Raw genomic sequence first — 25,544 nt, forward strand, 5'->3', positions numbered from 1 at the left:
AAAATTATGCATTAAAATCAATATTGAATAATGTTTTCAGTTTGATTTCTGCTTCAATTAATTTTTTACGTTTATCGTCAATTTGCTTGTAAACATCTTTTAAAAAAGGATTGTTCTCATTTGCATTCGAAAAGAAATGTACATTATTATCCAATTGATTAATCTCTTTTTCTAAATCCTCAATTATTTTACGTGTTTTTCTAATCTCATCATCCAATAAATTTCCATTATTTCCAGATTTTACTTTATTGACAAATGATTTCAACTTATAATCGCTCAATTCATTTTTAGAAAGATTTAAAGCATCTAATTTTTTGTGGTAAACATCTGTAAATTCTTGATTGATTGAAATTTTTTCTGATGGAACTTTTCCTAAATTTGTCCAATTATGTTGAATTTCTTCTAATTGTTTCAACGCCTCATCTTTGTCTTCAGAAATCGTTTGATTTTTGAAATCGTTTAAGAAAGCTTGTTTCTTTTCGAAATTTAGTTCCAATTTTTGATTCGCTTGTTCGTGACGTTTTTTGTAACGATCAAAGAATTGATTACATGTATCTTTGAATTCTTTCCAGATTTTGTCTGAATTTTTTCTCGGAACATGTCCAATTTTTTTCCAATCATTTTGGATTTTTTTAATCACTTGTACAGAAGCATTCCAATCTGTGCTATCTGTATGTTGTTTTGCGATTTCCAACAAAGCTAATTTCTTTTCAAGATTCAATTGTTGCTCTGATTTTAGATTTTTATAGAAATCATTTTTGATGTGATTAAATTGTCTTGTCACTTCTTTGAAAGCTTCCCAAGTTGCAGAATTTTTATCTTTTGGAACACGTCCAATTGTGATAAAGTTCTCACGCAAAGAGTTTATTTCAGAAATAGCTTTTTGCCAATCGCCATGCGATTTTGTTGTTGCTTGCTCAGAAATTTCTTTGATACGAGTAATAATTTGATTCTTCTTCTCTAAATTATCTTTTTGCTCTTGTTTTATTTTTTCATTCAATTCACCTTTACGGTCATGAATTTTATTTGTTAATTCTTTAAATTTTTGCCACGTTGGTTCACGCAAATCTTCTTGTACAGGAACGGCTTCTTCTTTCCATAAACGATGCAAATATTGCAATTCATTCAAGGCTTTTTGCACGTTTTGCTCTCCAATTAATTCTTCTGCACGTTTGATAATCGATTGACGAACTTCAAGATTATGTGCATAATCTAATGTTTGCAATTCCTTATTCATATCCAAATACGTGTAGAAATTATCTAAATGGAAAAAATAATTTTTGAATACATTTTCAGCATTTTTGCTCGGAATTCTTCCTGCATTGTGCCAACGAGTTTTTAACTCACGAAATTTCTTGAACATTGCCGCCGAAGAATCACTTGGTTCTTGATACAAGGCTTTTAATTCGTCAATAATTTCTAAACGTTCTTTTAAATTATCAGATTCCTTTTTTTCATTTTCTTTATGAAAAACTGCTAATTGATTTTTGAAATCGTTGTAAACAGCGTTAAATTTTGCTCTAAAAGATGTTTCGTATTTAAAATCTAATTCGTCACCACCTTCACTTAAGAAAGCTTCTTTTTTTGCGGCTTCATCTTCTTCTAATTTAGCTTTGAATGCATCACGAATTTGATTAAAATGCTCGCGAATCTCCTGAACATCGTATTTGCTCAATAGATTTTTTGCTTCGTTAATCAAAACATCAAAACTAAATGTTTCGTAATCTTTGAACGAAATATCGCTTATTTTTTCTTGGTTCGTTAACTCTTCCGTTTTATAAGATTCCGTATTAGAGTGGTTTGTAGTTGCAGGTTTAGGTAATTGTTCTCCGTCTGCATTTTGCAGGTTATCCATTTCAGTATTCATAAGAAAATAAGTTTTGTTTCTCAAATCTAATAAAATTTGAGGACAATATCAAGTCTATTTTATACGATTATTCCAAATTTTCCAAGCTTTTTCGGCTTGTAGAACTAACATTTCGTGACCATTTTTAATTTTGGCTCCGTTTTGTTGACCATTTTCTAAAAATTTAGTTAACGGTGGATTGTAAATTAAGTCGTACAATAAATGATTTTCGTTAATATATTGATAGGGTAGAAGTGGGGCGTTTTCAATAGTTGGAAAAGTACCAACTGGTGAACAATTTACAATAATTTGATGATTATGAATGATTTCTTCATTCAATTCATCATAAGAATAATGATTTTCAGCTTTTGTTCTCGAAACAATTTTATAGTCAATTTTCAATAAATCAAGAATATAAAAAACCGCTTTTGCAGCGCCTCCATTTCCTAAAATCAACGCTTTTTTGTGATGAGGTTCTAAAAGAGGTTCTATCGAATGATGAAAGCCGTAACAATCTGTATTATACCCGATTCGTTTTCCATCTTGTATCAAAACAGTATTTACCGCACCAATTGCTTTGGCTTCTGGCGATAATTCGTCCAAAAATGGAATGATTTCTTGTTTGTAAGGAATTGTGACATTAAAGCCCACTAAACCTTCGGTTTCGAATACTTTTTCTACTTCATCGATTTGCTGTAAATCAAAAACATTGTAGACAGCGTCTACAATGTTCTCGTTTTTAAATTTTTCAGCAAAATAAGATTTAGAAAATGAATAAGAAATATTTCTTCCGATTAATCCAAATTGTCTCATTCTTCTGTTTTATTTTTATTGAATTGAGCTTTCACGATTCGGATAATCAACGGCATATTCGCCAATAATATAATTCCGAAAATGAATTTCTCTAAATTATTTTTTACAATGTCAAACTGACCTAATGTGTGTCCCAAAAGCGAAATAACGCCAACCCAAAGCACCGCGCCTATAAAACTATAGGTAATAAATGTGCGATAATTAAGGTTTGTAACACCACAAATAAATGGAATTATAGTACGAACTACAGGCATAAAACGAGCAATAATAATTGCTTTTTTACCATTTTCGTTAAAAAATTCTGTTGCTTTTTCGATATGTTTCTTTTTAAGAAACCACGAGTCTTTTCGTCCTAAAATCCAACCCCCAAATTTGCGTCCAACATAATAATTTACGTTATCACCAAGAATTGCTGCAACCATCAGTAATGGAATAATATATTCGATATGCAAATGGTTTTGATCATCGCTTGCCGCAATCATTCCAATCGAAAAGATTAGTGCATCTCCAGGTAAAAAAGGCATTAAAAATGACATGATAATTAAACCAGTTTCGGCGAAAATTATCAGGAATAAAATAACATATATCCAATAACCGTAATTATTGATAATGTCCATTAATACCTTGTCTGGGCGTTGAACAAAATTGGTGATAAACTCAATAATAGATTGCATTTTTTATTTTTTAAGCTCTAATTATATCAGCTCCAATAGCACGTAAACGTACATCGATATCTTCGTAACCACGGTCAATTTGATCGATATTATGAATAACAGTTTTTCCTTTCGCAGAAAGTGCAGCAATTAATAAAGACATACCGGCACGAATATCTGGCGAAGTTAATTCGGCTCCTTTCAATGGCGTTTCGTGATTAAGACCAATTACTGTTGCACGGTGCGGATCACATAAAATAATTTGGGCACCCATATCAATTAATTTATCCACGAAGAATAAACGAGATTCGAACATTTTTTGGTGAATCAAAACACTTCCTTTTGCCTGTGTTGCAATTACCAAAATAATTGACAATAAATCTGGCGTAAATCCTGGCCATGGCGCATCAGAAATAGTTAAAATAGAACCGTCAATAAAACGCTCGATTTCGTAATGTTCTTGAGCTGGAATATAAATATCGTCATCGCGACGTTCTAATTTGATTCCTAATTTTCTGAAAACATCTGGAATAACACCTAAATTTTCCCAGGAAACATTTTTGATTGTTAATTCAGATTTTGTCATTGCTGCTAAACCAATCCAAGATCCAATTTCGATCATATCTGGTAAACATGTATGTTCAGTTCCGCCTAATTTCTCAACTCCTTCAATCGTTAAAAGATTCGAAGAAATTCCAGAAATTTTAGCACCCATTCTGTTCAACATTTTACATAATTGTTGAATGTAAGGCTCACATGCAGCGTTGTAAATGGTTGTTGTTCCTTTCGCTAAAACTGCAGCCATAATAATATTTGCAGTTCCAGTTACAGAAGCTTCTTCTAATAACATATAAGAACCTTGTAATCCTTTTTCGTCCACTTCTACACCGTAGAAATCTTCGTCAGGATTGAAACGATATTTTGCTCCTAAAGCAAAGAAACCTTCGAAGTGCGTATCTAAACGACGACGTCCAATTTTATCTCCTCCTGGTTTTGGCATAAAAGCTTCTCCGAAACGAGCTAAAAGTGGTCCCATTAACATGATCGATCCACGTAAGGCAGCACCATCTTTGCGAAATTGTTTTCCTTTTAAATAATCTAATCGTAATTCGTCAGCTTGAAAAGTGAAATCTCCTTTTCCATTTTTTTGTGTTTTTACGCCTAAATCACCCAAAATTTCAATCAAACGATTGACATCTCGGATATCTGGAATATTTTTAACACGAACTTGTTCATTGGTTAATAAAACCGCACATAAAATTTGTAGTACTTCATTTTTAGCACCTTGCGGAGTAATTTCTCCTTTCAAAGGTTTCCCTCCCTTTATTTGAAATGTAGCCATTTAGTTGTATTAAATAGTTTTGATTTAACCTTTATTGTTTCGAACGTTTTGGTTTCGATTGTTGTTATTTTGATTATTTCGGTTATTGTTGTTTTGACGATTATTCGAATTTTGGTTATTATTTCGATTGTTGTTATTTTGATGATTACGATTATTGTTTTGGTAACTTCTATTGTTTTGATTGTTGTTTGAATGATTATTATTCGAATTCAAACGATCAGGTGAAACCAAATGATCATCAACTTTTCTCAAATCAATTTTACCATCAGATAATTCGTACAAATGATTAAAAATAACTTGATCGTCAACTGTATCTTTATTCCAAAGTAAATAACATTTTTTCATGTGATTGGCAATCGCAAAGTACAAACCTTCGCGTTTTTCACCTTCTGCCCACGTTACAGCAACATCAATCATTTTACGAATATTATTTCCGTAATATCTGTATTTATAGATGCTTTTTGGATAGTCTACTTTATTTGGTTTACTATTTACCGTATCTTTTTTTGTCGGAATTGGATAAGGAGATTTTACATCCAAATCAAATTCTGCCATTATAAAAAGTTGATCCCAAAGTTTGTGTTGAAAATCTGGTACATCGCGCAAGTGAGGATTTAATTCTCCCATTACTTCAATTATAATTTCGGCAAATCCGTTGCGTTCTGTTTCGTCTGTTATTGTTTTACAATGATTTACCATTTCTTGAATATGACGACCATATTCTGGAATAATCAATTGCGAACGAAGTGTATTATATTCCATTAAATTTTCTAATGTATTGGTTACAAATTTACAAAATTCTATCCGATTATTTGGGTAGAAAAGGTGTATTGATTGCTAATTTTTTATTAAATTTTATTCCTCAAAAAAACGGTTATAGTCGGAAGAAGATAAACCGTAAAACAAGATTTTGTCTATTCAATTCAAAATAGTTGAAAATCTTTATCACCAAGGAAAATTAAGTTAAAACCTTTTGGTTGTCAACAAATATAGTATTTTCTTTTAATAATTTAGAATTTTTGGTTTTTGTTTTAATCTTCCGTATAGTCAATAATATCACCTGGTTTACAACCTAAAGCTTTGCAAATTGCATTCAAAGTTTCGAAACGAATAGCCTTTGCTTTTCCATTTTTTAGAATAGATAAGTTAGATAATGTAATACCAACTTTTTCACTCAAATCATTCAAAGACATTTTACGTTTTGCCATCATGACATCTAAATTGATAATAATTGCCATATTTATATTGTTAAATCGTTTTCTTGTTTCATTTGAATAATTTTAAATAAAATTTAGATTTAGTTTCCATATTTAGTAATAATTTATTTTTCAAATTAAATAGAAATATTTTGAATTGCAAAATAAATTTATTGTAAAACAATAAAAATATATTAATAAACGATTTGATTGTTGTTTTTATAGACGAAATAATTTTTATTGATTTGTAACGTTTTTGAACATTTATACGCTATTTTATATAATCGTTTTGGTGTAGCAAGTGGTACCTTTACAACCGTAAATGAAAACAATTTTTCACATATTTTCTGTCCTTTTTTTGATTGTTCTGTTTAGCTTTTCTAACAAAACAAATCAATCTTCTGCGCATCAAAAAGTAGAAAAAGAGACAATAAAATGTGATAATACAACTAGCACTATTGAGGGATTTACATTTACTGTAGAAGATTTAAAAATCAATGATTTTTCTTTTGATGAATTTATCAACGCAGATGTTAAATTTAATTTTAATCAACAGATTTGTGTTCGTGTTTTTTCTGATTTATTTTCTACTTCAACCAATAAAATTTGCCTTTTGAGGCATTATATCTACGGTTTACCATTTATCTGATAAACATAAAACTTTCTTATACATAACTATTTTCTAAGCATTCATTTTGTTTAGAAAGAGGTAATCTATTCACAAAAATTAAAAATTATGCACGAATTAAGTATTGTCAAAGACATATTTGATACGTTGAACGAGCACTATGATTCGAAGATAGAAGATATAGAAAAAGTTCAAATTACAGCTGGACTTTTATCAAATGTTCAACCTGTTTTAATTCAAAATGCATTTGATGCATTTATAGCTGATAACCAAAATTATAATGAAATTGAGTTAGAGGTTTTAGTCAATGAAATTGTGGCGTATTGCGAACATTGTCACAAGAATTTCGAAGTCAAATATCACAAATTTGTTTGCGAAGATTGCTCAACACCGTCTAGTACAATTGTCAAAGGAAATGAGCTTTTTATCTCTCAAGTCATCTTTAAAAATAAATAATCATTAATTAAACATATTTCAATTATGTCAACAAATACACAAAATCCAAAAAGTCTTGGGAATAGAGTAGGATCTGTTCAATGCGACAACACAACTTTACATTTATTAAAAGCCAACGATTATGTTGCAAATGCGATTCGCGAACGTCTGAAAGATGTTTGTATCATCAATGTTTGTTCGTCTCCAGGATCAGGAAAAACAACGTTGTTACAAGAAATTGGAAAACGTTTGGGAAAAGAATTGAATATTTCTGTTTTAGTTGGTGATCCAGAAACGGAGCGTGATGCTGTTCGTATGCGCGAAGTTGGGATTAATGCTTTACAAATTGTAACAGGTGGAATGTGTCATATCGAAGCGCAAATGATTTTACAAGCTTTGGATCACATTAATTTGGATGGAACAGATTTATTATTTATCGAAAATGTAGGAAATCTTCTTTGTCCATCTGCTTTTGATTTAGGTGAAGATTATCGTGTTACACTTATCGCTACAACTGAAGGTGATGACAAACCAAAGAAATATCCACGTATGTTCTTAACAAGTGAATTGATGTTGGTTTCTAAATCAGATTTATTACCATATGTTCCTTTTTCTATCGAGGCGGTTACAAAGGATGCAAGAGAGGTTAATCCAAACTTAGAAGTGCAAACAATCAGTACGTTGAATGGAGAAGGAATTGACGAATGGTGTCAATGGTTGAAAGAGAAAGTTCAGTTGAAAAAAGAAGCTGCACAACAAAAATAATAGATCGAAACAATGGAAAATCAGTTGGTAATTATAGATGAAATTCAGTCAAAAACTGAAGAAGTGGAAAATATTTTGGATCAATTAACGATTGAATGGTTTGAGATTCGAAAACAAAAAATTACGAGAAAAACAACTGCTGGTTTAACATTAGAACTTCGATTACAAACTAAAAATGAGTGGCAGAACGGCGATCGATTATTTCATGAAAACAAATTAATAGCTTTAGTTTACATAAAACCTTGTTTGTGTATTCAGTTTTCTGCAAAGTCGAAGTCCGATGCCGCTGATTTTTGTTACTTCGTTGGCAATCGTCACCTTCCTATTTATTGGAAAAACGACGACGATAATCAACTTTTGCTTCCTTATGATGGTCGTATGTACGAGCAACTTTTGACTCGTTATCAAGATAAAATACAACTTGTCGAAGCACAATTAATCAGTGAATTTTTATTAAAAAATTTGGTAAAAAATTAAACCATGAATTGTAAAATATTTCATCGCATAACCCTTGTTTTATCATTCTTTATTTTCTTTCAAAGTTGTCATTCTTCAAAAAAGAGCGAACAACAAGGCGAAATAAAGGCGGAAGATAGTCGTGGAAAAATAGTTTCGTTACCACAAGAAGCAAAACGAGTGATTGTACTTTTTGAACCTTCTTTGGACGAAATTTATATGTTGCACGCCGAAGATAAAGTGGTTGGAATTCCGCAACAAGTTTTTCAGAATGAAGATAAATTTGAGTTCTATGCAAAACTAGATGAGCGAATCAAAAATAAAACAATTGCGACGCCAACTTTTGGAGGTGGATCAAGTAATATCGAAACAATTGTTGGTTTGCAACCTGATTTAGCGATTGTTTATGAACAAAATATCGAAACAATTCAGCAATTAGAAGAATTAAATATTCCAGTTTTTACCGTTTCAAGTTTAAGTCAAGATAAGATTTACAAAGAATTGCTTGGAATGGGAACTTTATTAGAAAAAAAACAACGTGCAGAGAAAGTGGTTTCTTATGTAAAAGCTGAGGCTAAAAAGTTGAAAGCTCCTGTAAATGAAAAACCTAAAAAAGTCTATTATGCGTGGTCGAAAGGACGTATTTTTTCGACATCTGGAAAAGGAACTTTGTTAGATTTAGCGATCAAATTATCGGGTGCAGAAAATGCTTGTCCGTTAGAAATGGAATCGTCAAATGTTGGTGCAGAATCGATCTATAAATGGAATCCAGATTTGATTGTTCTTTGGAATTTGTATCAACTAAAAGAATTGGATGCTTTGCCAGCGGTAAAATCAAAACAAGTTTTCGCTAAGAATCCTGCGTTTTATTACGATCCGCATACAGTTAAGTTTTTATTATTTGCCAAACAACTTCGCAATTGGTGCTATCCTTCGGCTTATTCGACTGAACAATTAAACAAATAGGTACAAAATGATATCATGCAATTGTACCAAAAACCAGATTTATACAAGAAAAATGCAATCTAAATTGAAATCTTACGGTCTACTTTTGATTTTACCATTAACGGTTGTCATTCTTTCTATGACAATGGGTGCAACGAATTTTGTAGGTATTTCGGAATTGATTCGTTACAGTTCATCTGCAATGAGCAAGTTAATTTCGGGAACAACTAATTTACCTCAATCAAGTATCGAAACTATTTTGTGGCAAGTTCGTTTACCTCGTATTGTATTAACGTTTATTGTTGGTGCAGCTTTGGCATCTTCTGGAAATGTTTTACAGGCAATTTTCAGAAACCCAATTGTAGATCCATTTACATTAGGTATATCATCTGGTTCTGCTGTTGGCGCAGCTTTAGCAATGGTTGTTCCTGTATTATCTATCAATATTTCAGCATTTGTATTTGGAATTTGCGCTGTTTTATTAACGTATTTAATTTCTAAAACAAACGTCAAAAGTTCGTTAATCAATATGGTTTTATCAGGAATGATAATTTCTGGAGTTTTTACAGCTGTTTTGACACTTTTACAATACATCAGCGATCCATACAAATTGCAAATGATTGCGCAATGGACGATGGGAAATTTACATTGTCGTACTTCATAACCTCGTAGACTTTAAATATAATTATTTTAGTTTAGATTTTAGTATTTCATAAGGTGTTTTTCCTTTAAATGAACCATGAGGCCTATTGAAATTATAAAAGTTTTCCCATTCTTCCAGTTTCTGATTTAAATCCACATCATCTGTGTAGCTTAAAAGTTGATAAAACTCTTTTTTATCAGTCAAATGAAATCATTCAACTTTTGAATTTAACTGAGGTGTTCCTACTTTTATAAATCGGTGTCTCATATTTAAATCTTGAACATGCCAATGAAACTTTGATTGAAATTCGTGTCCATTATCTGTTTGAATTGTATTAATTATAAAAGGGAATTTTTCTACCACATAATTTATGAAATCAATTGAACTTAATTGATTATGTTTTTCATAGATTTTAAGCGCTCTAATTCGTGTAGAATCATCAATCGCTGTGTATTGAAATCTCTTGATTTTAGTTCTATTTACGTCATGGAATATTAGAAATTTAACATCAATTTGTACCTGATGACCAGGTGTTTCTTTTTCATACCTGATACTATGCATGGCTCTTCTAGTCACCTTTCTGTCTAATCTAGCGACATTATTACTCTTTAGAATACGATAAACACTTGATTCCGATATCAAAATATCATGATAACGTTCTAGATACCATTTAATTCGCCAAGTCCCTAATTTATGTTCTTTTCGAAGTTCTAATACTTTATTTACAATCTCTTGCTTAATTTGGTTAGGAAAAGTGCGAGGAGTTGGTTTCTTTCTGAGTAAACCTTCTTCTCCATGTTCTTCATATGCTTTTTTCCATTTGTAAAATGTACTCTTTTTAACACCATAAAATTTATAAGCTATAGTGTTATTTCCATATTCTTTAGCATATTTTAGAACTTGTAATTTTTTAATATAAGTTAAATAAGCTGCTATTTCTTTTGTCTTTTTCATAATCATAAGGCTATATTAGTTTTTTACTAATTTAGTCTACGAGGATATGACGTACCCACACACAAGAATACCGAGAACAAATTTGGAATTCTCAATCTACTAAGAATCCCGTTTTTTAAGAAAAATGATTTAGATGATTATTAGAAAAATCAAGTAATAATATAAAAAAAAGAGTTAATCTTAGATTAACTCTTTTTTTTATATTATTTTACTGTTCTACGTTTTGTATTTTCTTCATTATTAAAATTTTCATTTCTTTCCAATTGTTTTGGAGCTTTAGGAGATGTAGCTTCAGGTTCCTCTACATTTTTCTTAGGATTACGCAATTTATCCAACAAACGTTTTGCTTGCTTAGCTTCTTCAGTTCCGTCATAAGCCGTAATTACAATTTCTAAAGCTTGCTCAAAATCGCTATCTTTTCCAGTTTGTTTGATTACATAAGCATTTAATAAAGCAAATTTAGCAATGATAATTTCAGTAGGAAATTTTACAATTACTTCTTGTACTTTTTTCTTTACGTCATCATATTTTTTATCTTGATACAACGTGTATGCAACTTTGTAGGCTTCTAAAGCTTCTTTTGTTTCAGCAGTGATGTATTCAACTTCTGGATTAAGAATATAACCTGCATAAATCGTATTTGGATACTTTGTTAGAATCACATTTTTGTATTCATCTTCTAATTTTTGATCACGATTTTTATAAATACGATACAATTGATAAGTCGCTTTTAATAACACATCATCAGATTTTGGAGGCGAAGCAACCAAGGCTTTCAATTCTTTTCCAGCTAATTCAGCATTATTGAAAATATCAAAATATCCTGTACCTAAAGACAATTGCGTTGTATCTCTCACAACTTTCAACTCATTCAATACTTTCTGAGAAGTTGGAATTTGATCTAAATAATAATCAAGTTCAAAACGTCTTGGATCGCCAGCAGCAATTTGCCCTGTCAATTCATTCTGTTTGTCCTCAATTACAGTACTTATCGCATTCGAATTTCTCCAATTATCTTTCAACGAAATTCCTCCCCAAATACGTTGGAATTCTTGCTGTCCAGTCGATTTTAAATTTTGATTATAGAAATAGAATTTTCCTTTATCAGCATTATTGAAACTCGTCGTAAAACTTGCTGTTTTATTCTCTAACTGAAAAGTTTCCATTTCTTTTTGCTCTTCTATAGCTTGCTTTTCTTCTTTTTTCTTTAATTTTTCAATATAATCTGTGAAGAATTTTGATTGATCTTCTTTTGGAAGTGCAGCAAGTTTTAGAATCGAATCATTTTTCTGAACTAAATAATGTTTTTCCATCAATTTTTTCAAAACATCATTTCGTTTCTGAATACGCGTTTGATCTTCTGGCAAATTATAACTCGTTTGTGCCGAATCATAATAAGCCGATGCGTAAACATAATCGTTTTGCTTGAACTTTATATCACCATAATTTTCGAAAGCGCGCCCACGAATATAAGGATCAGACATTGGTTCCTTCAAACTCAATTTTGCATATTCTACAGCATCATCCATTTTGTCAGCTCGAAAAGCCATTTCAGAAATTCCGTAATATAACTCGTTTTTCTTCGATGCATAAATTCCTTTATTCGAGATGTCCAACAAGTTTTGCTTGTAATTTCCATAATTATTAATTTTTGGATCAAAATTAGCAGCAATCGCTAATTGCGATTTGATTTCCATATCAAATCCAGGCTTCATTTTATAAACTTGCGTGAAAGCTTCACCAGCTTCTTGTTGTTTTCCTAATTTAGAAAAAACTTGTCCTAACGTATAAAATATTCGAACTCGTTCATCTTTATTTGTAGAAAAATATTCGGCTTTTTGCAATGGATCAAGTGCTTCTTCGTACTTTTTTTGATCAATTAAAAATTGAGCATAGGTACGCGCAATCATTGTTTTTAATTCTTTACTTTTATACGGATCGTTTTCGTAAAGTTTTTGTAAAGTTTCGATTCCATCAAAGTAATTTCCACCTTTTATTTCGGCAACAGTTTTGTAAACATGCGCTTCTTGCGCGTATTTAGAATCTTTGAAATTTTTGACAACATAGTTTAAAGCATCAAGCGCTTCAAAGTATTTTTTTTGATAAAATAATGATTTTCCAATCAATAAATAAGCGCGACCCATCAAAGGATTATTTTCTTTTCCTTTAATTAACATCGAATGTTTTTCGATAGCTTTTGAAGCTTTTGCCTCTACAGCAGCAAATCCAAGAGGTTTTTCTACTTTATCTTGATTATTTCGATTTCCACTTCCAATACCAAAATTGGGCGTATTAAATTCACCTAAATTAGCAGAGTCCGAAACAGAAAAATATTCTATTCCAACAGGTAAAATCTTCGAGTAATTTTCTACATAATTTGTTTGTAGTTCTGTGTTCTTTTTTTCTAACTCATCCTCAGCATTGAATACTCCATTAAACCACGATGTCATCTTGTGATATTGTCGGTTTTTGAAACTATTTTTTTGCGTAGAACAGCCGATTAAAAAACTTGCGGCGAAGATACTCAGTACAATCTTTTTCATGATAGCGAATAAAAACAAATCTACAATAAAACGTTCGATTAGAAAAAATCTTGTATCCTTCGAAAAAATAAGATAATTTTATGTGGAATAGAAATAATAGAGAAGCGACTTTTTACGGGATGATTATAAAATGATAGCTAACGTTTTAGCTTTAATGTAATTAGTGATTTGACTAAGAAAAATCATTGCAATTGTTGTTAAATTATTTAGAATATTCGTTTAAATTCGACCAATAATAATGTTTTAAAGGAACAGCATGAAAGCTTTTTTAGCGAAAATTTTTGCAAAATACATTGTCAACAAAGAACAAAAGTGGATAAATAATCCGCTAGAAACACAAGACAAAATTCTAAATGAATTGATTATTGCTGCAAAAAATACAAAGTTTGGAGTTGATCATCATTTTGAATCAATCAAAAATTATGAAGATTTCAAATCGCAAGTTCCAATCAACGATTACGAAGGGTTGAAACATTATTTTGATGAGGTAATTGAAGGGAAACTTAATATTCTATGGCCTGGAAAACCTCTTTATTTAGCTAAAACTTCTGGAACTACTTCTGGAGCCAAATATATTCCGCTTACAAAAGAATCTGTTCCATCTCATATAAATTCTGCTCGAAATGCTTTATTGTTTTATATTAATGAAACAAAGAATTCTAATTTTGTTGACGGAAAAATGATTTTCTTACAAGGAAGTCCAATTCTTGAAGAGAAAAATGGATTGAAAGTAGGTCGACTTTCTGGAATTAGCGCACATTTTGTTCCAAATTATTTGCAAAAAAATCGTTTACCATCTTATGAAACAAATGTGATTGAAGATTGGGAAACAAAAGTGGATAGGGTAGTGGATGAAACGGTGAAAGCTGATATGACGCTGATTTCTGGGATTCCGCCTTGGTTGATTATGTATTTTGAACGATTGATTAAAGTTTCTGAAAAAGAAAACGTTCAGTCGATTTTTAAGAATTTACAACTAATGGTAACAGGAGGTGTAAATTATGAACCTTATCGCGATAAAGTGAATCAACTAATTGGTCGAAAAATAGATTGTATTCAGACATATCCAGCTTCAGAAGGGTTTATTGCGTATCAAGATTCTCAAAAAAATGATGATTTATTACTTTTATTGAATAATGGAATTTTTTATGAATTTGTTCCAGTTGAAGAGTTTTTTGATGAAAATCCAACCCGAATTTCATTGAAAGATGTTGAAGTAGGAAAAGATTATGTTCTAATTCTCAATACAAACGCAGGTTTGTGGGGATATAATATTGGTGACACAGTTCGTTTTACTTCGATAAAACCTTATAGAATTGTTGTTTCTGGTCGAATTAAACATTATACATCTGCTTTTGGTGAGCATGTAATTGGTCACGAAGTGGAACAGGCGTTGCAAAAAACTTTAGAAAAATATCCAGCGAGTGTAAATGAGTTTACAGTTGCGCCTCAAGTTAATCCAGCAGAAGGTTTGCCATATCACGAATGGTTAATAGAATTTGATCAAAAACCACAAGATATAACTATTTTTAATCAAGAATTAGATACACAAATGCGTCGCCAAAATACGTATTACGATGATTTGATTACGGGAAATATCTTGCGTCCGCTTGTCGTTTCTGAAGTTAAAACAGAAGGTTTTCAGCATTATATGAAATCGATAGGGAAATTAGGTGGACAAAATAAAGTTCCTCGTTTGTCTAATAATCGCGAAATTGCAGATGAATTTTACAGTCTAAACTTAATTACTACAAATTGAACACACACACAACAATAGATAAAATGATTTACAAAACGGTAAAAAGTTCATTGGTAACTTTTTCGCAATTAATGCTTCCGTCACATTCCAATTTTAGTGGAAAAATACACGGTGGATTCATTCTTTCTCTACTCGATCAAATTGCATTCGCATGTGCTTCCAAATATTCTGGAAAATACTGTGTTACGGCGTCTGTGGATAGAGTAGATTTCTTAACGCCAGTAGAAGTAGGAGAATTATTAACGCTAAAAGCATCGGTTAACTATGTCGGAAGAACGTCAATCGTCGTAGGAATTCGAGTAGAAAGTCAAAATATCCAAACAAGTGAAATTAAACATTGTAATTCGTCTTATTTTACGATGATATGCAAAGAAGAAAATGGTGAAAAAGCAGAAGCTCCAAAATTAATTTTGAAGAATTTGAATGAAGTTCGACGCTTTTACAAAGCTTTGCATCGAATTGAAGAACATACAAAAGCAAAAGAACAAATAAAAGATCCGATTGATTATAAATCGCAAGATTTAATTGATCATTTATTGGACAATCATTTCGTGAAAATAGAACTAGATTAAAGTTTTTACATCATTAATAAATAACTCAATTCTGAAAATGAATTGAGTTATTTTGTTTATAGGGTTTTGATAAATAGTTTATATTTTATCTCCTAATTGTTATGCTCCAAAAAATTGATTATTGAATTTGAGTGGCATTACTAAATTGCAAATTATTTAATTTTAAGAAAATTAGGCATTGTATTTGTTTTATCGATTCTTAATATCAAAACCAAACTTTTTATTTAATTCATTATTATGAAAACTCTCTTCAAATTTTTATTACTATTCATTGCAAGTACAACTATTTCATTTGCTCAATCTTCTGGTTTAAATAGTCAATTAATACAAACAAATTTTACTGAAAATAGCTCTAAATCTTCAAATCCTATTAGTTTTGCTGTAGCAGGAAGTGTATTTGTTTTAGCTTTTTGTGCTTTTCGTTTCAGAAAAAAAATTGTCTAAAACGAAACAAATCATTTTTTCGAAATCAGAAAAACGATTTAATTTCTAAATTTGTAAAATGAAATATTTATTCATTTTACTTGTATTGTTAGTGCTGTTTGTTATTTACAAAAAATTAAAAACAGTTCCAATTGAAAAACCACTTCCGAAAGAAGAAGAACCAAAAATATCGTTTTTAAAAATTGAAAAAAATGATGATTTGATTGATGATTCTAATCAACAAATTTCAGAATTTCAAGTAAAAATAGATTCGGTAACAAAGAAAAAAAATACATTAGAATTCTTAATTTCTATTCAAAATAATACCGAAAAAACAGTTCGTATAAATATCGTTGAAGCTGATTTTTATTCAAATTTTTCTCAAAAAAAAATCAAAGCTGATGTTACATTTTATGGAGAATTGGCAATGGGGACAAATGATATTTTATTGAAAAATACCATTTTACCTGATTCTCACGTTATCCGAAATATTTATTTTTTCGAAACAGATTTAATTCATTTTAATCAAAACGATTATCTGGAAATTGATATAGAAATTAATGGAGAACATCATCAGTTCAAAAACTATTTTCATCAAACAACTTTCGAATCGATTAAATACATTCAGTAATCTGATTTTTTGATTTGAATTGTAAGGCTTAATTTTGCATTTAAGAATTTAGAGATATGAAACATATACAATTGATGCTTGGAAGCTTGATGCTTTTTGGATTAACAGCTTGTCAAACACCAAAAATAGTTACTGAACAACAACCAGTTCAGCAAAAAAGTTTGCAAGTTGATGGTAAAATTTATGCTGCATTTTTTCAACAACGTGCTGCTGAATATCAAGCCTTAAGCCAGCAAGCTTATAATGTTGCTAAAATGAGATTGGATGAAGCAATTGCGACAAAAGGCGCAAAACCTTTAGCGATTGTAACGGATATTGACGAAACTTTTTTGGATAATTCGTACTATGCAGTAGAAATGGCGCGTCAAGGAAAAACGTGGTCGCAAGAAACTTGGGCAAATTGGACGTCGAAAGGAATTGCAACTCCTTTGGCTGGTTCTCAAGAGTTTTTTCAGTATGCAGCGAGTAAAGGTGTTCAGATTTTTTACGTTACAAATCGATACGAAGTAGAGCGTCCTGGAACTTTGGCAAATTTAGAAAAATACAATTATCCAATTCAAAGTGCTCAGAATTTGATTTTGAGAAGTAAAGAAAGTAGCAAAGAAGCACGTCGTCAAAATATTTCGAAAGATTATGACATTGTTTTATTGTTAGGAGATAGTTTAACAGATTTTTCTTCTTTATTTGATAATCATAAATCTGAAAAAGAAAGAGCGGCAGCTGTAGAAACTTTAAAATCTGAATTTGGAAAACGATTTATTGTATTGCCGAATGTTGGATATGGAGATTGGGAATCTGCAATATTTGATTACAAATATGACTTGACGCAAGAGCAAAGAGATTCGATTATATACGAAGCTGCGAGAGAAACTCCTGTGAAATAAAGAATAAATACACAATGAAAACTGTCTTAATCGGACAGTTTTTTTTTCTAAAATTGTAAAAATTAAAATCCAATTAGAAAATTTTTTACATTGATCTCATCTTACTCAATTTCATTAATTTTGGAAAAATGGAAAGTGTATGCAAATTTTAGTAATCGAAGACGATAAGCGAATTAGCGATTTTTTAATCAAAGGATTAGAAGAAAATGGGCATTTGGTTACGCTTTGTAAAGATGCGGAAACTGTTTTAGATGAATTTCTTACGATTCAGTTTGATTTGATTATTTGTGACATTATGTTACCAAAAATGGATGGAATTCAGCTTGTACAGACACTTCGTTACAAAAAAATATTCACTCCAATTTTGATGCTAAGTGCATTAAATACGGTTCAAGATAAAGTTTCGGCTTTGGATTATGGTGCAGATGATTACATTACAAAACCATTTCATTTCGACGAATTATTATCTCGCATCAAGGCTTTAACGCGTCGTAATCAGTTTCGTTCGCAAGAAGTTCCTGAAAATAAATTGATTTTTGATGCCTTAGAAATCGATTTGGATCAATATAAAGTTTTTGTCAATCAAGAAGAAACAGAGCTTTCTCCTCGTGAATTTAAGTTGTTGAATTATTTGATTGAAAACATCGATAAAACCGTTACTCGTATCCAAATTTTAAACGCTGTTTGGGGAATAACATTCGACAATCATACCAATGTTGTGGATGTTTATATTTCGTATTTGCGTAATAAAATCGAGAAAAATGGAACAAAATACATTCATACTGTAAAAGGCGTTGGTTATATGTTTAAAGCCTAAATTATGAAATTAAAACACCGATTAGCGCTTTATTCAGTCGTTATTTTCAGTATTATTATTCTGATTGTTTCTACAATTATTTATTTTTCTTTTTATACCGAAATGGAGAAAAAAGAGTTTAAATCTTTGCAAAATAAGACACTTTTGGCTTCTATTTACTACTTAGAAAAAGACGAATTACCCGTTTTAGAACACAATAATGTACAAAGCCAATTGATAAAAACGATTTCCAGAAAAAATATTTTAATTATTGATCAAAACAATAAAAAATACAATGGAAATATGGCTGATAATAAAGAAATAACGCAGCAATTTATAGAGAATATTCGTTCGAATAAAACTGATTTTTTTGCGAGTAAAGATTTCTTTTATAACGGAATTTTTTATCACGATAACCAAGGAGATTTTGTTGTAATTACGCGCGAATCTAAACAAGAATTTAACGAACAAATGCAATCGTTACTTCAAATCCTGATTTCAGTTTCATTGGTTGGGTTGATTTTTATTTATCTATTTTCTAATTTTTTAGGAGTGATTGCTTATGAACCGATTACAAAAATTATAGAGCAAATAAAAGAGCGTGATGCGAAGAATTTTACAGAACCTTTAAAGCTTAATAAATCGTATGCGGAGATTGAAGATTTAATCAAAACCTACAATCATTTTATTGATCGAATGGCGCAAACTTTTAATGTACAAAAGAATTTTATTGATTATGTTTCGCACGAGTTACGAACACCAATTACTGCATTATTAGGGACTTTAGAGGTGACAAATCATAAAAAAAGAACGCTCGAAGAATACGAAAACGTGATTGTGCAACTGAAACAATATACCAATGATTTACAAGAAACGTTAGACCAAATGATGTTACTTTCGGGAGCAAAAACGAGTTTTGAATTTAGTCAAATTCGAATTGATGAAGTAGTTTGGCAAGTGATTGAAAATGCTATTTTGTATCATCAAGCACGTATAAATGTGGATTTACAAGTCGAAAATAATCAATTGTTAACCATTCAAGGAAACGAAAAATTATTAGAAGTTGCGTTGAATAATTTAGTAAGTAACGCAATAAAATATTCGAACAATCAACCGATTTTAGTACAGTTTTTGGAAATCAATCATCGTTTACAAATTCATATTTCCGATTTGGGAATTGGTATTTTAGAAACCGATATCAAACAAATTAAACAAAACTTTTTTCGAGGAAAAAACACGCAAGATTTTCAAGGAAAAGGTATTGGACTTTCGATGGCGAATATTATTTTTACACTTCATCAAATTGATATCGAAATTGTTCCAAATAAACCTAAAGGAACGATTGTTAAACTCATTTTCTAATCTACTTTTAATCTAACTTAAAACTCGCCTTAATCTTACACTTTTACTTTTGAATTTTCAAAAAGAGTAGAAGTGAAGAAGATCTATTATACTGCAATTCCAATTATTTTTGCGATGCAAACACAAGCGCAAAACGTAACGTTGGACAATCTAGAAGCAGCGTTTTTACAAAAAAATTATGCGCTCATTGCGAATAAATTCAATGTTGACAGAATTGATGCTGAAATTATTCAGGAGAAATTATGGCAAAATCCAACGTTGAGTATTTCTGAGGTTAATCTTTGGAAAACTTATAATGTAGAAGAACAGCCTTATTTATTCGGTAAATACGGGAAAAATCAACAAATTTCTGTCGAATTAGAGCAATTAATTGAAACCGCTGGTAAACGAAAAAAGCGTGTTGCAATTAAAGAATTAGAGAAGAATTCAGCACTTTTTGAGTATGAGGAATTGTTGCGTGAGCTGAAAAAAGAATTGAGACAAACATATTTTTCGTTGGCGCGTATTCAATCTGAAAAGAAAGAATTACAAAATAGCGTTGATTTATTTGAACAGATGATGACACAATATCAGCGACAAGCTGATTTAAAAAATGTTCCGAAAGCAGATTTTTACAGACTTCAAACAGAATTAATCGGTTTACAAAAAGATCAAATTGAGCTAGAAAATCAAGAAATTGAATACATTAATAAACTTCGATTGTTAACGCAAAACTCAGATTTAAATGTAAATGAAATCGATTTTTCAAGATTCAATTCTCATTCCAAATCAATCCCATTCAATGCTAAACAATTAGCAAAAGAGCAAAATATAGCGTTAAAAAAACAAGAAAATGAAATCAATTTAGCTGAAAAACAATTGATTTTAGAAAAAGCACAACGTACACCAGATTTGGCTTTTCAAGTAATTTATGATCGAGGTGGAAATATTATGCGCGATTTTGTTGGTGTTGGAGTAAGCATTGATTTACCAATTTTTAATACGAATAAAGGAAACATCAAAGCTTCTGAAATTGTACTGAATCAACAAAAAATCACCAAAAATGCCTTGAATTCTGAATTAGATATTTCGATTGATCGACTTCAAAATCAAATTAGTCAATTGGATAAAGCACTTATTCAATGGAAAAAATTGAACAATCAAGAGCAATTAACTATGATTGACAATTATAAAAAACATCTCCAAAATAAACAAATCACTTTACTAGAATTTATTGATTTTACGCAGGCTTATCGCGAATCTCAAAAAGCTTATTTGGATTTATTGGAAAATTATCAAAACACATTCGAAGAACTAAATTATATCGTTGGACAAGATTTATAAAATGATGAAAAAAAGTTTTTATTTTTTAGCTGCTTTTACTTTGGTTTTAAGTAGTTGTAACAAGCAAGAAGCCCCGAAAGAAGCGGTAAAAGAAGACAAATTTTGTTTGAACGAACAATTGAAAAAGTCAACTGAAATTGTAGCTGTTTTAGAGCAGCCGATTCACGAACAATTAACCTTGTCAGGAAAAATTGAATACAACGAAAATGACTTGGTTGGTTTTAAAAGTTTGCTGCAAGGAGTGGTAGATAAAGTGAATTTTGAATTAGGTGATTATGTGCGTCAAGGTCAAGTTTTGGCAGTTGTAAAATCGAACGAAGTGTTGGATTTGGTACAGCAAAAGCGTTATCATCAAAATCAAATGGATTTGATTCGAAAACAAATCAAGTCGAAAAAAGAATTGTTGAATGATGGAATGGCTTCTCAACCCGAAGTTACAGAGGCAGAACACGAATTACAATCAACGCAAATTGAAATTGATAAAATCAATGCAACCTTGAGAATGTATCGTGCGGTTGGCAATGGTCAATTCCAGATTTTATCACCTAAAAATGGTTATATCGTTCAGAAAAACATGAGCGTTGGTCAATCTATTATTTCAGATTCAGAAGATAATTTATTTTCTATTTCTAATTTGAAACAAGTTTGGGTAATGGTAAATATTTACGCCAATAATCTGCAATATGTAAAAAAAGGAGATGCTGTAAAAGTGAAATCTATGGCGTATCCTGATCGAATTTATGTTGGAAAAATTGATAAAATATACAATGTGTTTGATGAAAATGAACACGTTTTGAAAGCGCGTGTTGTGTTAGAAAATCAAGATTTGAACTTGATGCCAGGTTTGAGTGCAGATATTATTATCGATAAACAAAATATTGTAGGAAATGCATTTGCGATACCAAACAAAGCCAAAGTTTTTGAGAACAACAAGGAATATGTGGTGGTATATAAAAATGATTGTACAATGGAAATCCGAAAAATTACGACGATTGGTCAGAATGAGGAATACACATTTGTTAGCGAAAAGTTTGCACCAAATGAGAAAGTTATTTCTCGAAACGCCCTAATGATATTTGAGGAATTAAATAAATAATAAATGAAAAAGTTAGTACAATCAGTCGTAACTTTTTCGTTACGAAATACAACCTTTGTTTTATTTGCTGTATTTGCATTACTCTTTGCAGGTATATTTTCTTTAAAACATACACCAATAGAAGCATTTCCAGATGTAACGAATACTAGAGCTCGTATCATAACACAATGGCCAGGAAGAAGTGCTGAGGAAATGGAAAAATTGGTGACTTTACCAGTTTCAAAAGTAATGAATAGTATTCCGCATAAATCAAATATTCGTTCTATTTCTCTTTTCGGATTATCTGTTGTTACTGTTCAGTTTGAAGATGGTGTAGATGATTTTTATGCACAACAATATGTGTCTAATAAATTAAGTGGAGTTGATTTACCAGAAGGAGCCGATGCAGATATTGAACCACCTTCTGGTGCTACAGGAGAAATTTTTCGTTATGTAATAAAAAGTGATTTACCAATAAAGGAAGTTACAGCAATTCAGGATTGGGTAATTGAACGTGAATTACTTTCTGTATCAGGAGTTGCAGATGTTGTAAGTTTTGGTGGAGAAGAAAAAACATATGAAATTAAAATCAATCCAACCGAATTAAAAAATTATAATTTATCGCCTTTAGATGTTTACGAAGCAGTTTCTAAATCAAATATAAATGTAGGTGGAGATGTCATTCAGCAAGGAGATCAAGCTTATGTGGTTCGTGGTGTTGGTTTGTTAGATAAGATTGAAGATATCGGAAATATCACGGTAAAACTGAATGGTTCTACGCCAATTCTGATTAAAAATGTAGCAGATGTTGTTGTTTCAAATAAACCTAGATTGGGACAAGTTGGTTATAATGAAAATGATGATATGGTTCAAGGTATCGTTATTATGCTACGAGGAGAAAATCCATCAGAAGTCATTGGAAATCTGAAAGCAAAGATTGAAGAATTAAATACAAGAACTTTACCAGATAATGTAAAAATTGAAACAGTTGTAGATCGTACCAAATTGGTGGATAATACAGTACATACGGTTTCTAAAAATATTATTGAAGGTATTTTATTGGTTTCATTAATTGTTTTTGTTTTTTTATATAATTGGAAATCAACATTTATTGTAGCTTCGGTTATTCCGCTTTCTTTTTTGTTCGCAATTATTATGTTGAAAATTCAAGGTTTACCAGCGAATTTAATTTCAATGGGGTCACTGGATTTTGGATTGTTGTTAGAAGGAACTTTGGTAATTGTAGAAACAGTTTTTGTTGCTTTAGCTACAATGCAACATAAAGTAGGAGCAGAACGTTACGCGAAAATGAGTAAAATGGGCGTTATAAAGAAAAGTGCAGGAAGTGTAGCTTCTTATATTTTCTTTGCTTTACTTATTCTTATTGTTGCTTTATTACCGATATTTTCATTTCAAAAAGTGGAAGGTAAAATGTTCTCTCCTTTAGCATTTACATTAGGATATGCATTATTAGGATCTTTAATATTAAGTTTAACTTATGTTCCTGCAATGTGTAAGTTGCTTTTTAAGAAAAATATGGAAGAGAAAGAGAACTTTATTACTCGATTTTTTCAGAAAACTATTTTCGGATTATATGAAACCGCATTTCGTTATAAAAAAGCAACAATAGGAATCTTTTTAGGAATTTTAGCTCTTTGTTTATTTAAGTTCTCGCATTATGGATCAGAATTTCTTCCGAAATTGAATGAAGGAGCAATCTACATTCGTGCAACTTTACCAAATAGTGTCAATTTACAAGAGTCAACTCGATTAACAAAAGAGATGAAAGAGTTGATGCAGAAAGATTGTGATGAAATTGATTTTATTTTAACACAAACAGGTCGACCAAATGATGGAACAGATCCAACAGGATTCTTCAATATTGAGTTTAATGTTCAATTAAAAGATAAAAAAGATTGGAAGCGCAAGGTTTCAAAAGAAGAGATTATTCAAGAGATGCGAGATAAACTGAATCATTATCCTGGAATTGTATTTGGATTTTCGCAACCCATTCAAGATAATGTTGAAGAATATGTAGCAGGTGTAAAAAGTTCATTAGTTATTAAGATTTTTGGTGATGATTTGTATGATTTAGAAAAATATGCAAATAAGGTAGCTTCATCTATCGAAAAAGTAAATGGAATAACGGATATCAATGTTTACAAAAATATTGGATTACCTGAACTTAGAATAGAATTGAGTGATTCAAAAATGGCGAAATATGGTATTAGTACAGCGGATGTTCAGGCAGTAATTGAAATGACAATTGGTGGACAAGCAGCTACTAAGTTTTATGAAAATGATCGACAGTTTGATGTTATTCTTCGTTTTCAAGAAGCTTATAGAGATACTCCTGAGAAAATTGGAAATATTTTGATTCCGACAAGTAACGGGAACAATGTTCCTTTGCAGGAAATAGCTACAATTGGTTATCAAACAGGACCTGCTTTTATTTATCGAGAAGGAAATAGTCGTTATATCGGTGTAGGATTCAGTATAGAAGGTCGTGATCTAGGAAGTACAATCGATGAAGCGAAGAAAGTAGTGGCTAAAGAAGTTAAATTACCGAAAGAAAACTATATGGAATGGGCTGGTGAATTCGAAAGTAAAGAACGAGCGGCAAAACAATTAGCAATGGTTGTTCCGATTTCGTTAGTTTTGATTTTATTATTATTGTATACTAATTTCGGAAATGTAAAAGACACAGCGATAGCTGCATTAACACTGCCTTTTGCTTTTATTGGAGGATTTATTTCGCTTTGGGTAACAGGAACCATTTTTGGTATATCTGCGGGAATAGGTTTTATTATTCTTTTTGGAGTAGCAACGATTGATGGAATTGTTCTAATTGGTGTTATTCGAGATAATCTAAAACATAAAATGGAATTAAAAGAAGCAATAGTCAATGGTGTTAAAAGCAGAATACGCCCTGTTGTGATGATTGCGCTTATGGGATCGATGGGATTATTACCGGCAGCACTTTCTACCGGAATGGGCTCTGAAATTCAGAAACCATTAGCCATTATGATTGTAGGCGGATTAATTATTTGTTTAATTTTATCCTTTACAATTCTTCCAGTTGTATTTTATTATGCATATAGAAAAGAATATCAACAGAAATTACTGAAATAATTTATTGTTCTTTTTATTTATTATTATTGAAAAGGGGTTTTTACCAAATGGTAAAAACCTCTTTTTTGTTAAATGTTTTTATTTATTCATGATACAAAGTGTGCAAGAGTTGTGTAATAGTGGAAACAAAAAAATCAAGACTGTAAATCTATTCACTAAAATAATTATATTTGAGTATAATGATACGAAACTTCATAAAACTTGATTTCGTAAAAAACAATGTTACATGCAATTTTATCCAACATCACGTACATGAAAAGATTATTAATTTTGACAATTATTCTATCATTAATTATATCTTGTAAATCAGAAGATATTAAAGTGTAATCTTCCCTAAAAAACGGAATGTTTAAAAATATAGTTTATTA

General features: G+C 30.8%; 23 protein-coding genes and 1 pseudogene. 16 read left to right on the forward strand and 8 right to left on the reverse strand.

All coding sequences use genetic code 11. The annotated features are described in order from the left end of the window. Positions 1 to 4 precede the first annotated feature (4 nt). The 6 genes from B3R94_RS05080 to B3R94_RS05105 form a co-directional block, all read right to left on the reverse strand. A complete protein-coding gene (locus tag B3R94_RS05080) occupies positions 5 to 1,867 on the reverse strand; it encodes a DUF349 domain-containing protein (protein WP_291099094.1) in 1,863 nt (620 codons plus the stop codon). 54 nt (positions 1,868 to 1,921) lie between these two features. Then, entirely contained in the window at positions 1,922 to 2,659 is a 738-nt protein-coding gene (locus tag B3R94_RS05085) for a shikimate dehydrogenase family protein (RefSeq protein ID WP_291099097.1), read from the reverse strand. Beyond that, positions 2,656 to 3,333 carry a DedA family protein gene (locus B3R94_RS05090; RefSeq protein ID WP_038336669.1) on the reverse strand — a complete coding sequence of 226 codons (678 nt, stop codon included), beginning with the start codon at positions 3,331 to 3,333 and terminating at the stop codon, positions 2,656 to 2,658. The genes B3R94_RS05085 and B3R94_RS05090 overlap by 4 nt, the downstream gene beginning before the upstream one ends. Positions 3,334 to 3,343: 10 nt before the next feature. Beyond that, entirely contained in the window at positions 3,344 to 4,654 is a 1,311-nt protein-coding gene (murA, locus tag B3R94_RS05095; RefSeq protein ID WP_280062341.1) for a UDP-N-acetylglucosamine 1-carboxyvinyltransferase, read from the reverse strand. A gap of 24 nt (positions 4,655 to 4,678) precedes the next feature. After that, the gene (locus tag B3R94_RS05100; RefSeq protein ID WP_280062340.1) at positions 4,679 to 5,416 is read right to left on the reverse strand and encodes a DUF4290 domain-containing protein; all 738 of its coding nucleotides are present in this window, start codon (positions 5,414 to 5,416) and stop codon (positions 4,679 to 4,681) included. 269 nt (positions 5,417 to 5,685) lie between these two features. Next, positions 5,686 to 5,892 carry a helix-turn-helix domain-containing protein gene (locus B3R94_RS05105; protein ID WP_115000022.1) on the reverse strand — a complete coding sequence of 69 codons (207 nt, stop codon included), beginning with the start codon at positions 5,890 to 5,892 and terminating at the stop codon, positions 5,686 to 5,688. A 280-nt stretch (positions 5,893 to 6,172) separates the two neighbouring features. On the opposite strand from B3R94_RS05105, the gene B3R94_RS05110 reads away from it, so the two are divergent. From B3R94_RS05110 to B3R94_RS05135, 6 genes are all read left to right on the forward strand, one after another. Beyond that, a complete protein-coding gene (locus B3R94_RS05110) occupies positions 6,173 to 6,499 on the forward strand; it encodes a hypothetical protein (protein ID WP_115000024.1) in 327 nt (108 codons plus the stop codon). A gap of 87 nt (positions 6,500 to 6,586) precedes the next feature. Continuing rightward, positions 6,587 to 6,934 (forward strand): hydrogenase maturation nickel metallochaperone HypA, encoded by a 348-nt coding sequence (locus tag B3R94_RS05115; protein ID WP_038336663.1) that lies wholly within the window; start codon positions 6,587 to 6,589, stop codon positions 6,932 to 6,934. Between the two features lie 24 nt (positions 6,935 to 6,958). Beyond that, on the forward strand, positions 6,959 to 7,678 hold the full coding sequence (gene hypB, locus B3R94_RS05120; protein ID WP_052217937.1) for a hydrogenase nickel incorporation protein HypB: 720 nt from the start codon (positions 6,959 to 6,961) through the stop codon (positions 7,676 to 7,678). Positions 7,679 to 7,690: 12 nt separating this feature from the next. After that, positions 7,691 to 8,155, forward strand: a complete 465-nt coding sequence (locus B3R94_RS05125; protein WP_115000026.1) for an urease accessory protein UreE — start codon at positions 7,691 to 7,693, stop codon at positions 8,153 to 8,155. A gap of 3 nt (positions 8,156 to 8,158) precedes the next feature. Continuing rightward, on the forward strand, positions 8,159 to 9,100 hold the full coding sequence (locus B3R94_RS05130; protein ID WP_291072653.1) for an ABC transporter substrate-binding protein: 942 nt from the start codon (positions 8,159 to 8,161) through the stop codon (positions 9,098 to 9,100). A gap of 52 nt (positions 9,101 to 9,152) precedes the next feature. Beyond that, a complete protein-coding gene (locus B3R94_RS05135) occupies positions 9,153 to 9,743 on the forward strand; it encodes a FecCD family ABC transporter permease (RefSeq protein WP_291099101.1) in 591 nt (196 codons plus the stop codon). Between the two features lie 21 nt (positions 9,744 to 9,764). On the opposite strand, the pseudogene B3R94_RS05140 reads toward B3R94_RS05135, so the two are convergent. Together B3R94_RS05140 and B3R94_RS05145 are read right to left on the reverse strand one after the other, a co-directional pair. Then, positions 9,765 to 10,676, reverse strand: a pseudogene (locus B3R94_RS05140) (IS481 family transposase). Positions 10,677 to 10,879: 203 nt separating this feature from the next. Next, positions 10,880 to 13,126: a tetratricopeptide repeat protein gene (locus B3R94_RS05145; protein WP_291099104.1), complete on the reverse strand. Its 2,247-nt coding sequence runs from the start codon at positions 13,124 to 13,126 to the stop codon at positions 10,880 to 10,882. Positions 13,127 to 13,475: 349 nt separating this feature from the next. Between B3R94_RS05145 and B3R94_RS05150 the strand changes: the two genes are divergently transcribed. From B3R94_RS05150 to B3R94_RS05195, 10 genes are all read left to right on the forward strand, one after another. Then, on the forward strand, positions 13,476 to 14,978 hold the full coding sequence (locus B3R94_RS05150; RefSeq protein ID WP_291099107.1) for a GH3 family domain-containing protein: 1,503 nt from the start codon (positions 13,476 to 13,478) through the stop codon (positions 14,976 to 14,978). After that, complete coding sequence (locus B3R94_RS05155; RefSeq protein ID WP_376741545.1) at positions 14,975 to 15,550, forward strand: acyl-CoA thioesterase; 576 nt, start codon at positions 14,975 to 14,977, stop codon at positions 15,548 to 15,550. Before B3R94_RS05150 ends, B3R94_RS05155 begins: the two co-directional genes overlap by 4 nt. Positions 15,551 to 15,787: 237 nt before the next feature. Next, positions 15,788 to 15,994, forward strand: coding sequence for a hypothetical protein (locus B3R94_RS05160; RefSeq protein ID WP_125350324.1), 207 nt, complete (start codon positions 15,788 to 15,790; stop codon positions 15,992 to 15,994). Between the two features lie 58 nt (positions 15,995 to 16,052). Next, complete coding sequence (locus B3R94_RS05165; RefSeq protein ID WP_219035068.1) at positions 16,053 to 16,604, forward strand: hypothetical protein; 552 nt, start codon at positions 16,053 to 16,055, stop codon at positions 16,602 to 16,604. Positions 16,605 to 16,660: 56 nt separating this feature from the next. Continuing rightward, positions 16,661 to 17,488, forward strand: coding sequence for a 5'-nucleotidase, lipoprotein e(P4) family (locus B3R94_RS05170; protein ID WP_125350322.1), 828 nt, complete (start codon positions 16,661 to 16,663; stop codon positions 17,486 to 17,488). A 139-nt stretch (positions 17,489 to 17,627) separates the two neighbouring features. Then, complete coding sequence (locus tag B3R94_RS05175; protein WP_291087450.1) at positions 17,628 to 18,305, forward strand: response regulator transcription factor; 678 nt, start codon at positions 17,628 to 17,630, stop codon at positions 18,303 to 18,305. Positions 18,306 to 18,308: 3 nt separating this feature from the next. Next, positions 18,309 to 19,646, forward strand: a complete 1,338-nt coding sequence (locus tag B3R94_RS05180) for a sensor histidine kinase (RefSeq protein ID WP_291099109.1) — start codon at positions 18,309 to 18,311, stop codon at positions 19,644 to 19,646. A gap of 72 nt (positions 19,647 to 19,718) precedes the next feature. Continuing rightward, positions 19,719 to 20,969 carry a TolC family protein gene (locus B3R94_RS05185; protein WP_291099112.1) on the forward strand — a complete coding sequence of 417 codons (1,251 nt, stop codon included), beginning with the start codon at positions 19,719 to 19,721 and terminating at the stop codon, positions 20,967 to 20,969. A gap of 1 nt (position 20,970) precedes the next feature. Then, positions 20,971 to 22,065: an efflux RND transporter periplasmic adaptor subunit gene (locus B3R94_RS05190; RefSeq protein WP_291099115.1), complete on the forward strand. Its 1,095-nt coding sequence runs from the start codon at positions 20,971 to 20,973 to the stop codon at positions 22,063 to 22,065. A gap of 3 nt (positions 22,066 to 22,068) precedes the next feature. Continuing rightward, on the forward strand, positions 22,069 to 25,176 hold the full coding sequence (locus B3R94_RS05195; RefSeq protein WP_291099118.1) for an efflux RND transporter permease subunit: 3,108 nt from the start codon (positions 22,069 to 22,071) through the stop codon (positions 25,174 to 25,176). Positions 25,177 to 25,544 lie beyond the last annotated feature (368 nt).

The sequence above is a fragment of the Empedobacter sp. UBA7611 genome, assembly GCF_002484365.1.
In the GTDB taxonomy this organism is placed as follows: domain Bacteria; phylum Bacteroidota; class Bacteroidia; order Flavobacteriales; family Weeksellaceae; genus Empedobacter; species Empedobacter falsenii_B.